Annotated in this window: 11 protein-coding genes; all 11 read right to left on the minus strand. The window is 46.2% G+C overall.

All coding sequences use genetic code 11. The annotated features are described in order from the left end of the window. A partial coding sequence (locus tag WJ238_RS09220; protein WP_337606752.1) for a GTPase occupies positions 1-260 on the minus strand: 260 nt, incomplete at its 3' end. Positions 261-479: 219 nt separating this feature from the next. Continuing rightward, on the minus strand, positions 480-794 hold the full coding sequence (locus WJ238_RS09225) for a type II toxin-antitoxin system RelE/ParE family toxin (RefSeq protein ID WP_316269977.1): 315 nt from the start codon (positions 792-794) through the stop codon (positions 480-482). Continuing rightward, positions 784-1083, minus strand: a complete 300-nt coding sequence (locus WJ238_RS09230) for a type II toxin-antitoxin system RelB/DinJ family antitoxin (protein ID WP_230105450.1) — start codon at positions 1081-1083, stop codon at positions 784-786. The genes WJ238_RS09225 and WJ238_RS09230 overlap by 11 nt, the downstream gene beginning before the upstream one ends. Positions 1084-1440: 357 nt before the next feature. Continuing rightward, a complete protein-coding gene (locus WJ238_RS09235) occupies positions 1441-2100 on the minus strand; it encodes a thiamine diphosphokinase (RefSeq protein WP_230105449.1) in 660 nt (219 codons plus the stop codon). Then, positions 2093-2755 (minus strand): ribulose-phosphate 3-epimerase, encoded by a 663-nt coding sequence (gene rpe, locus WJ238_RS09240; RefSeq protein WP_230105448.1) that lies wholly within the window; start codon positions 2753-2755, stop codon positions 2093-2095. Before rpe ends, WJ238_RS09235 begins: the two co-directional genes overlap by 8 nt. A 4-nt stretch (positions 2756-2759) precedes the next feature. After that, positions 2760-3644, minus strand: a complete 885-nt coding sequence (gene rsgA / locus WJ238_RS09245) for a ribosome small subunit-dependent GTPase A (RefSeq protein ID WP_230105447.1) — start codon at positions 3642-3644, stop codon at positions 2760-2762. Positions 3645-3647: 3 nt separating this feature from the next. Then, the gene (gene pknB / locus WJ238_RS09250; RefSeq protein WP_337606755.1) at positions 3648-5684 is read right to left on the minus strand and encodes a Stk1 family PASTA domain-containing Ser/Thr kinase; all 2037 of its coding nucleotides are present in this window, start codon (positions 5682-5684) and stop codon (positions 3648-3650) included. Continuing rightward, the gene (locus WJ238_RS09255) at positions 5678-6421 is read right to left on the minus strand and encodes a Stp1/IreP family PP2C-type Ser/Thr phosphatase (protein ID WP_230105445.1); all 744 of its coding nucleotides are present in this window, start codon (positions 6419-6421) and stop codon (positions 5678-5680) included. Before WJ238_RS09255 ends, pknB begins: the two co-directional genes overlap by 7 nt. Further along, a complete protein-coding gene (rlmN, locus tag WJ238_RS09260) occupies positions 6399-7469 on the minus strand; it encodes a dual-specificity RNA methyltransferase RlmN (RefSeq protein WP_337606756.1) in 1071 nt (356 codons plus the stop codon). The genes WJ238_RS09255 and rlmN overlap by 23 nt, the downstream gene beginning before the upstream one ends. 2 nt (positions 7470-7471) lie before the next feature. Further along, positions 7472-8788 (minus strand): 16S rRNA (cytosine(967)-C(5))-methyltransferase RsmB, encoded by a 1317-nt coding sequence (rsmB, locus tag WJ238_RS09265; protein ID WP_316265244.1) that lies wholly within the window; start codon positions 8786-8788, stop codon positions 7472-7474. A 24-nt stretch (positions 8789-8812) separates the two neighbouring features. Then, positions 8813-9517, minus strand: coding sequence for a zinc metallopeptidase (locus WJ238_RS09270; RefSeq protein WP_256194575.1), 705 nt, complete (start codon positions 9515-9517; stop codon positions 8813-8815). Positions 9518-9841: the final 324 nt, after the last annotated feature.

Here is a 9841-nt window from a genome sequence, read left to right on the forward strand (position 1 = left end):
TAAAAGGAGCTTCCAAGGGAGAAGGGCTTGGCAATCAGTTCCTGGCAAATATCCGCAAATTCGATTGCAGCCGGTATGATCTTTTTCGTATGATACATTTCTCCAAGGACATTTAATCTTTCATCCGGAACTGTTACCACGCCCACATTGGGGTCAATGGTACAGAAGGGATAGTTTGCAGATTCCGCACCCGCCTTTGTCAGCGAATTAAAAAGTGTACTCTTACCTACGTTGGGCAGTCCTACAATACCTAATTTCATTTTATCTTTTACCTATCCGAAAGCCCCTGCTTTCTAAGGCTTTCTGCCTTTCGTTAAATTTATTCTGCGCTACCTTTACGCCGTTTCTCTAAACTCCACCGCGCAGTTCATAAAAGGAGTCCAGCGTGACTATAGAGTATAGCACAAAATCGGGCTTTTTTCAATCACCGGTCCGGGCGAATCACCAATTAGGACAAATAGCCACAAAAAATATTCCCATCAGCATAAAACTTTTTCATAATCCTGAAGCTCATGAAAGATATTATCAACAATTGCCCTGTTGCCCTCTATATGATACAGCATAAAATACTTGTGAGACATGAAACTAATCCTTTTATACCCTGCTTTCTTTAGTCTTGGATTCTCGCAATATTTCAAGCTTCCAGCCACCTGTTCTAACGTGCGGATTGTACGCTCAAAGTCATCAAGCACGTTCTTTGCCGCCTGTTCATTTCCTTTTTCAAAAAGCAAGTATTGGATAAACCTATCCAAATCTTCTTCTGCACTTTTTGTAACAACAACGTTATAATCCATATTTCCCTTTCATTTCCGCGATCAAAGAATCTGCACTTCTATATTCACCCCGATTTGCCTGTCTCATGGAATATTCCAGCTTTTGCATTAACTCATTTTCACTTAACGGAGCATATAGGTTCACAGAAGACTGGTTCAATTTGATCTCAAATGGAAAGCCATTGTTCATCACAGACTGTGTTAAAAACATTCTGATTGCAGAAGTTGTATCCGTTCCCAATTTTTTAAACAATTCATCAGCTTTATTTTTCAACTCGTCATCTACCCTGACTTGTATTGTACTTGACATCTCTTTGCCTCCTCCCATTTTCGCAATTGATACCCTCTCTTTGCAAGACATATACAATTGATAAAGAAAGAGTAAGTATTTTATTATATAATTATAGTATTAACTCAATATCAATACAATACTTTTGCATTGATTTGACATGGTTTTTATATAGTTTTAGGCAATACACAAGCTAGAAAGACAACACGCCGTTTATAATACCATCTTTTCAATGGCTGCCCGGTAAATTTGGGCGCATTTCATACATGCTGCCTCTGTGCAGGCATTTTCCCATTCAAGAGAACGCGGCAGACACTCTTTCCCACGAAAAAAGACAGTACAGTTCTCAAAACTGCACTGTCTGCATCACAATTCTTTTTACTCTTTATCCCGCGTTTCCATCAAGATAACGACTCCACTGGAAAAGTCGATGACTACTTCGTCATCTTCTATTTGGTTGCTGACACACAGGCTGTCATAAGGAGTCAGTGTATGATCCGCCAGCGGATATTTTGCTCCTTTGATATTCAGCTCATAGACCGTGCCTCCAAGAGGGAACACAGAAAAATAATTTCCAAACGCCTCTTCCTTCTTAAGATGGGTTTCTCCCCCTATCAGACGGATCCGGTTCATAGGATCCAGGATCACAGCCTCAATCCCTGCCTTAAACGGAATCATCAGGGTCTGGATATTGGCCCACAGATGATCTACCCGATTGCCGGTAGCTCCCAGGATCAGCATACCGTCGCAGCCCAGTGTCATTGCAAGGCGGATTGCTATTTCCGTATCGGACGCATCTTTGACCGGATTAAATTCCCGTACGGGAACATGAGTTTCATTCTTATAATAGTCCACGATTTCCTGTGACAGACTATCAAAATCTCCTACAATATAGCTGGGTACGATTTTATGTCTGTATAAAAATTCCACGCCTTTGTCTACACCTATAATGCACGGCGCATCCTCTTCCCGGATTGTCTGCAAGACCAGTTCCTCATAAAGAGTTCCGCCGCTGATGATTACTGCTTTCTTATTCATAACTTTTCAATATCTCCATAAACTCTCTGGTGTTTTCTGCTGCATTTCCCTTAAAGACAGCAGAACCTGCCACAATGATATTTGCCCCTGCGTCAAGAACTTCTTTTACATTTGTCAGATAAATCCCTCCATCTACCTGGATATCAATCTTTCGTTTCTGATCTTTTGCCATTTTCCGGATTGCCTGAATTTTCTCCAGCGTATCAGGAATAAATTTTTGTCCGCCAAATCCCGGATGCACCGACATTACAAGGATCATGTCCACTTTTTCCAAATAGGGTTCTACTTCCTCTGCCGGAGTTTCCGGGCAGATGGAAAGGCCGACTTTCATTCCCGCCTCATGTATGGCATCCAGCGTTGCTTTTACATCCTTGCAGGCTTCCAAATGTACCGTGAGCAGATCTGCCCCGGCCTTTTTAAACTCTTCTATGTACCGGATTGGTTCTTCGATCATCAGGTGCACGTCCATAAACTGCCCTGTTGCTCCCTGTATGGATGCAAGAACAGGCATTCCAAACGAAATACTTGGCACAAACATGCCGTCCATCACGTCAAAATGTAAATACTCCGCGCCGTTTTCTTCTGTCGCTTTCATTTCCTCCCCCAATCTGGTAAAGTCTGCTGCCAGAATGGAGGGCGCCAGTATATATGCCATAATATCAGTACCTCCTCTTTTCCTTCTCTTGTTGCTCCTGATACATCTCCAGATAATCACGATATCTTATTTCATGAATCTTCCCCTGGTCCACTGCCTCTTTCACCGCGCATCCCGGCTCATGCACATGATCGCAGCCATGAAATCTGCATTGGTCATTGTAAGGAGTAAATTCCGGGAAATAATATTTCAGCTCTTCCTTCTCAAAATCATTGACATAGAGGGAACTGAAACCGGGTGTATCCATAATATAAGAATCCTCGTTTAATGTAATCAGCTCAGAATGTCTGGTGGTATGACGTCCCCTCTCTATCTTCCTGCTGATCTCTCCGGTTTCCATCTTTACCCCGCTTTGCAGAAGATTGATAAGAGAGGACTTTCCGACTCCCGATGGTCCTGCAACCACAGTTGTACTGCCCTGAAGCACATCCTTCACCTCTTCAATATTCTGCTTTTTAAGAGCGCTTGTAAAAATCACGCGGCATCCGCAGTTCTCATAAATCTCCTTCAGCTCTGTAATCCGGGACTCTCCGGCAATATCCTCTTTGTTAAAGCAAAGCACAGTGCGGATTCCTTTTGCCTCCATCATAACAAGAAAACGGTCCAGCAGATTGAAATGCGGGTCCGGCTTTGCGGCGGCAAAGACAACAAGAGCCTGATCCACATTGGCAACTGCCGGCCGGATCAGCTCATTTTTCCGCGGAAGGATCTTTACAAGATTTCCTTCCATATCCTTATCATCCAGAATTTCTATCTCTACATTATCGCCTACCAGAGGTTTTTTATTCTCCTTCCTGAATATCCCTCTGGCCCTGCACTCGTAAATACCGAATCCTACTACATGAACGTAGTAGAATCCGGCAATTCCTTTCACTATTTTCCCCTGCATATTTTATTGTTCCTCACCCGTGGTGTCATCGCCGTCATCAGGAGTCTCCGTACTTCCTCCGGCAGGCCCGCGGCTTACAACAATCGTCACCGTTGTTCCTTTGGAAACGCTGGATCCAACTCCCGGTGAGCAGCGGATCACATAGCCGGCCGGAACGGTGTCGCTGTTCTCATACTGGCTTACGGGACTTAGCCCCGCATTGCTGATCATCTGGCGGGCGTTTGCTTCTGTAACGTTGCTTGTCACATCCGGCACGCTTACCTTCTCTTCCGGTTTCTTTCCGAGACTGACCACAATAGTCACCCCTGTTCCGGAATCCACCTTTGTCCCGGCTGACGGATTCTGCGAGATTACGTTTCCTGTTGAAACACTGTCACTGTACTCGGTATCCACTGTCACATTCAATCCTGCGGCAGACAGAGTACTCTTGGCAGTGTTTTCATCCTTTCCTCTTACATCGGGAACGGTAATCTTCTCTTCTCCCTTGCTTACCTGAATGGTAACGGTAGAACCTTTGGCGGCTTTCGTGCCCCCTTCCGGATCTGTCGACACTACAGTTCCCTGAGTATTGCTGCTGTACACTGCTTCCGATTCCACCACAAATCCGGCATCCTGCAATGTCTTCTGAGCCGTTGCCTCATCCTGGCCTACAACATTGGGCACTTCCACCTCTTCCTCTGCAAGACCGGTACTGATATCCAGTGTGATCTGGGTGTTTTTATCCACTCTTTCTCCGTTTTCCGGATCCTGTGCCATAACATAGCCCTTCTCATACTTCGTGGACTCTTCCTGTTTTCCAATCTTATAACCCAATCCGGCTTTGTTCAGGATTTCCTTTGCTTCATCCTGAGTTTTTCCTACCACGTTAGGCACTTTGACCTGGTCAGATTCCTGTTCTTCTGTGGCGCTGGACGGTCCGAAACGGAACAGTCCGGCCGCACGGCCGACTACCAGCGCCAGCACAAGGATAATGATCACGGCTACAACAATGGTCATGATCTTTATAACTTTATTCATCCGGGGATTTACTTCATCGCTGTCATGTTCCTCTCCGTCATCGTCATCCCCGTATTCATCATCATCCTGATCTCCGTACTCGTCCTCGTCATATTCATCATCATCGTCTTCGTCATAGGCACTGCGGATATCATCCAGCTCATCTTCCGTGATGATTACAGTATCTGCATTTCCTATGGGAACAATATGGACAAAATCTCCGTCGGGATCTACCAGAGAATGCTTCAGATCCTGGATCAGCTCTCCGATCTCTCCATACCGGCGCTCTGCATTCTTCTGAGTACATTTCAAAATGATCTGTTCCAGACTGTAAGGAATGTCGGGAACCAGCTCGGAGGGCGGCGTGATCTCCTCCTGCAGATGTTTCATAGCCACCTCTACCGTGGATTCACCGTTAAAGGGCACTTCTCCTGTCACCATCTCATACAAAGTGATACCAACAGAGTAAATATCGCTCTTCTCATCGCTGTATCCTCCCCTGGCCTGTTCCGGAGATGTATAGTGTACAGATCCCATGGCCACCGTACTTACCGTCGTGGATGTAACCATCCGCGCAATGCCGAAATCTGTCACTTTTACTTTTCCATCATTGGAAATAATAATGTTCTGCGGCTTGATATCCCTGTGTATAATATGATGCTTATGCGCTTCTTCAATGCCCATACACATCTGGATCCCGATGCTGATCACTTCTTTCGGGGAAAGCCTGCTCTTTTTGTCAATGTAATCCTTCAGCGTAATGCCTTCCACAAGCTCCATGACAATATAGTAAAGACCTCTGTCCTCCCCTACATCATAAACATTTACAATATTGGGATTGAGAAGTCCTGCCGCTGCCTGTGCCTCGGACCGGAATTTCCTGACAAATGTTTCATCTTCCCGAAATTCTTTTTTCAGTACTTTGATCGCGACATAGCGATTCAGCATATGGTCCTTGCCCTTATACACATCCGCCATGCCGCCGGCTCCAATTTTCTCTAATATCTCATATCTTTTCCCTAAAAATATTCCATCCTTTACCATATATCCACCTCGTCCGCAATGGGCTCTGCCATCACTACCCCTATATTATCTCTTCCGCCGGCCTCATTTGCCTTATCAATCAGCATATGCACAGCCTCTATGATATCCCTGGATCCTTTTACGATTCCAAACATATCCTCATCCTCTACCATATTACTTAGGCCGTCAGTACACATCAGTATTTTATCTCCCCTTCTGATGCGAAATTCATAGAAATCTGCTTCTGCCTCGTCTTTCACACCCATCGCTCTTGTGATAATATTTTTATCCGGGTGATTTCTGGCCTCTTCCGCTTTGATTCCTCCCAGCCTTACCATCTCTTCCACCAGGGAATGATCTTTCGACAACTGCCTGATATTATCGCTGATGAGATACAGACGGCTGTCCCCTATATTTGCAAAATAAAGTGTATTCCCGATCACAGTAGCGGCAACCAGCGTGGTTCCCATTCCTTCCAGCTTAACGTCCTGGGAAGCCGCCTCAATAAGCTTGTGGTTTGCGGTCTCAATCGCCGCGCGGAAGATTTCTTCCGGCTTGCCGGCCTCGCTTTCTTTCAATTCTTTTTTCAGCGTTTCTACAGTGAATTTTGACGCAAAATCTCCTGCCTTGTGTCCGCCCATTCCATCTGCGACCACAAGGAGATTGGGAAACGGCCCTACCGGCCTGTCTGTCGCATATACATAGTCTTGATTTACTTCCCTTCTTCTTCCCACATCAGTTAACGCGTATATCTTCATCTGCTTCTCCTTTTTCCGCTGCCGCGTAACGCCTTCTCAGCTGTCCGCAGGCTCCATCAATATCGGAACCTCTTTCCCTTCTTATAGTAACATTTATTCCGTTTTTTTCAAGTTTATTTTGGAATTTCAGGGCATTTTGCCTGCTGGGTCTCCTGTACTGCCTCTCCTTGATGGGATTGACCGGAATCAGGTTGATATGGCAGTTTTTGTGCTTTAACAGACCGATCAATTCCTGTGCGTCCTCATCCGTATCATTAACCCCGCTTACAAGACTGTATTCAAACGTCACTCTTCGGCCTGTTTTTTCAAAATATTCATCGCAGGCTGCAAGGACGTCTTTTAACTCGTACTTATTTGCTACCGGCATGAGTTTCTTTCTTTTCTCCTGGGTGGACCCGTGAAGAGAAAGGGCAAGCGTGATCTGCAGACCCTCCCCGGCAAGCCTTTTTATACCGGGCACAATACCGCAGGTGGATGCGGTAATATTTCTCTGACTGATATGTAATCCCTTATCACTGCTGATCATACGGATAAAACGGACAAAATTGTCATAGTTATCCAGCGGCTCTCCTGTTCCCATCACCACAATATTCGACACTCTCTCCTGAGTAATCTTCTGGATCTGATAAATCTGCCTTAACATTTCCGATGTTGTCAGGTTCCTTTTGAGCCCGCCTATCGTAGAAGCGCAAAAGCGGCAGCCCATCCGGCAGCCTGCCTGTGATGAAATACACACAGAATTTCCATAACTGTATTTCATCAGTACACTCTCCACCATATTGCCGTCATCCAGCTCAAACAAAAATTTCTCCGTTGGATCTACGCTGGAAATCTGCCGCTCCAGCATTTTCACCTTTGCAATTTCACATTCCTCTGACAGCCTTTTGCGCAGAGCTGCCGGAAGATTTGTCATCTCGTCAAAACTGTCCGCCAGCTTCACATGCAGCCACTGGTAAATCTGTTTCGCCCGGAAACTTTTTTCCTGCAGGTTTTCCACTTCTTCCTGCAGTTCTTCATATGTATAGGAACAAATATCTTTCTTCTCCATCTTTACTCCAAATCCGCCTTTTTCCTCTCAAACTCCGCTATATAAAATCCGTCGCCTGCCTCTTGTTCCGGCAGCATCTGCTGCTGCTTTACTAAATGAAATTCCGGAAACTTATCTGCAAACCAGGCGGCGTTTTCCTCATTTTCTTCCCGGTCTATGGTGCAGGTACTATAGATCAGCCGGCCTCCCGGCTTTACATACCTGCGGACAACAGACAGTATGTCTCTTTGCAGCTTGGCAAGTTCCTTCTGCATCTGTTCTGTCATCTTATATTTCAGGTCGCTTTTCTTTGCCAGCACTCCAAGTCCGGAGCAGGGAAGGTCAGCAATAACGATATCTGCCTTTTCCAGGGAAGTTTCATTCAGTTCCAGGGCATCCTGCTGAACAGCCACTACATTGGAAAGCCCCAGGCGTTCTATGTTGTCCCGGATGAGATTTACTTTGTATTCTGTCAGATCGCGGGCCTCCACTGTACCGGTTCCCTTCATTTTATCCGCCAGATGGACTGACTTTCCTCCCGGAGCTGCGCAGACATCAATAATATAATCTCCCTCTTTGGGATCCGCCCATTCTCCCACCATCATGGAGCTGATGTCCTGCACCTGAAAGCAGCCTTCCCGGAATGTTTCCAGGGCATCCAGATAATCATATCCGGAAATCAAAAAGGCTCCGGGGATCTCTCCATATTCCTTTACTGTCACGCCTTCTTCTTCCAGTCTGCTCTTCAGCTCCTTAGGAGTAATCTTGGAGCAGCTGCAGCGGATCGAAGTGGGCCGTTCTGTAAGAAACGCCTTCAGGATCTGTTCTGTTTTTTCTTCTCCGTACTCTTTTCTCCACTTTCTTACGATCCATTCCGGCATGGAATAGATGGCAGACAGCCATTGAACCGGCTCCTCCTCTTTGGAGGGATACTCAATATGATCCAGATTTCTGCTTATATTTCGAAGAAGGCCGTTGACAAACCCTTTCAGATTGATAAATCCTTTCTTTGCCGCCAGTTTTACCGCCTCATTGCAGACAGCAGAAGCAGGAACACTGTCCATATACTTTAACTGATAGACACCGCTCCTTATAATTTCCCGGATGACCGGCTTCATTTTATTGATCTTAACACTGGAAAACTGATTGATGATCCTGTCGATTTCAATCCTTCTCTCCAGTGTTCCTTCTACAGTACGCGTCAGAAACGCCCTGTCTTTTTTGTCCAGGTACTGGTATTTCCCCAGCACCTGTCCAAGTGCAATATGGCTGTATTCGCCGTCCCTGTTGATCAGAAGCAGCGTTTCCAGCACAAGTTCTCTTATATTTACGGATGCCATATGCTCCCCCTCTTTTTCTCTTCCTTAATCTCTTCTTCTGCCTGTCAGCAGTACAATACGCAAAAGCTGCAGGATAGCTGCCGCTGCTCCGGCCACATAAGTCAGCGCCGCTGCGCTCAGCACTTTTTTCGTATCTTTCACTTCTTCCGGATACATGATCCCGGAACTTCCCAGTATGCGGATCGCTCTGTTAGACGCATTAAATTCCACCGGCAGCGTCACGATCTGGAACAGAACTGCCAGAGAAAAGGCCAGAACTCCCAGGTTCAGAAACATAACAGAAGATTCTCCTGTAAAGAGAAGCCCCAGCAAGATCAAAGGCCATGCCAGCGTGCTTCCCAGATTCGCCACCGGCACCAGAGAACCTCTGATCTTCAAAGGTACATATCCCTGCGCATGCTGAATGGCATGACCGCATTCATGCGCCGCCACACCAACCGCCGCAATAGAATTGGATCCGTATGTCGCATCAGACAGACGGAGCACCTTGGTTCTCGGATCATAGTGATCGGTCAGATTCCCGGCTACCCGTTCCACCCGGACATCATAAATACCTGCCCGGCGAAGCACTTCCTCTGCAGCCTCCCTGCCGGTCATACCGGAATGACTGCGCACCCTCGCGTACTTCTGAAACGTAGAGCGCATTTTCGCAGAAGCCAAAAGACAAATAATGACTCCCACGATCACAAGCATATATGTCGGATCAAAATAAAACATTGGATAATACATAGTTATCAGCCTCCTATTGGAGTATTATATACGAAAAACAGGCTGTCAGCGTGTTTTTCACATAAATTTAATATTTTTTAATAACTATTCAGCCATGCGCTTGGCGGGAATAAGCCTCCGACACAAGCTTGCTTGTAGAGGAGGAATATTCTCGGCAAGCATACGGCGTTTAGCCGTAAGCGAGGATTTAGCTGCGCAAGCAGCGGTAAAGCAGCGTATGCTGCGAATCCGAGCTGCATGGCGGAATTGCTGCTCCCTGTCGCACCACCGCGTTTAGCCGTAAGCGAGGATTTAGCTGCGCAAGCAGCGGTAAAGCAGCGTATG

Source organism: Claveliimonas sp., from assembly GCF_037273965.1.
Lineage (GTDB): Bacteria > Bacillota > Clostridia > Lachnospirales > Lachnospiraceae > Claveliimonas > Claveliimonas bilis.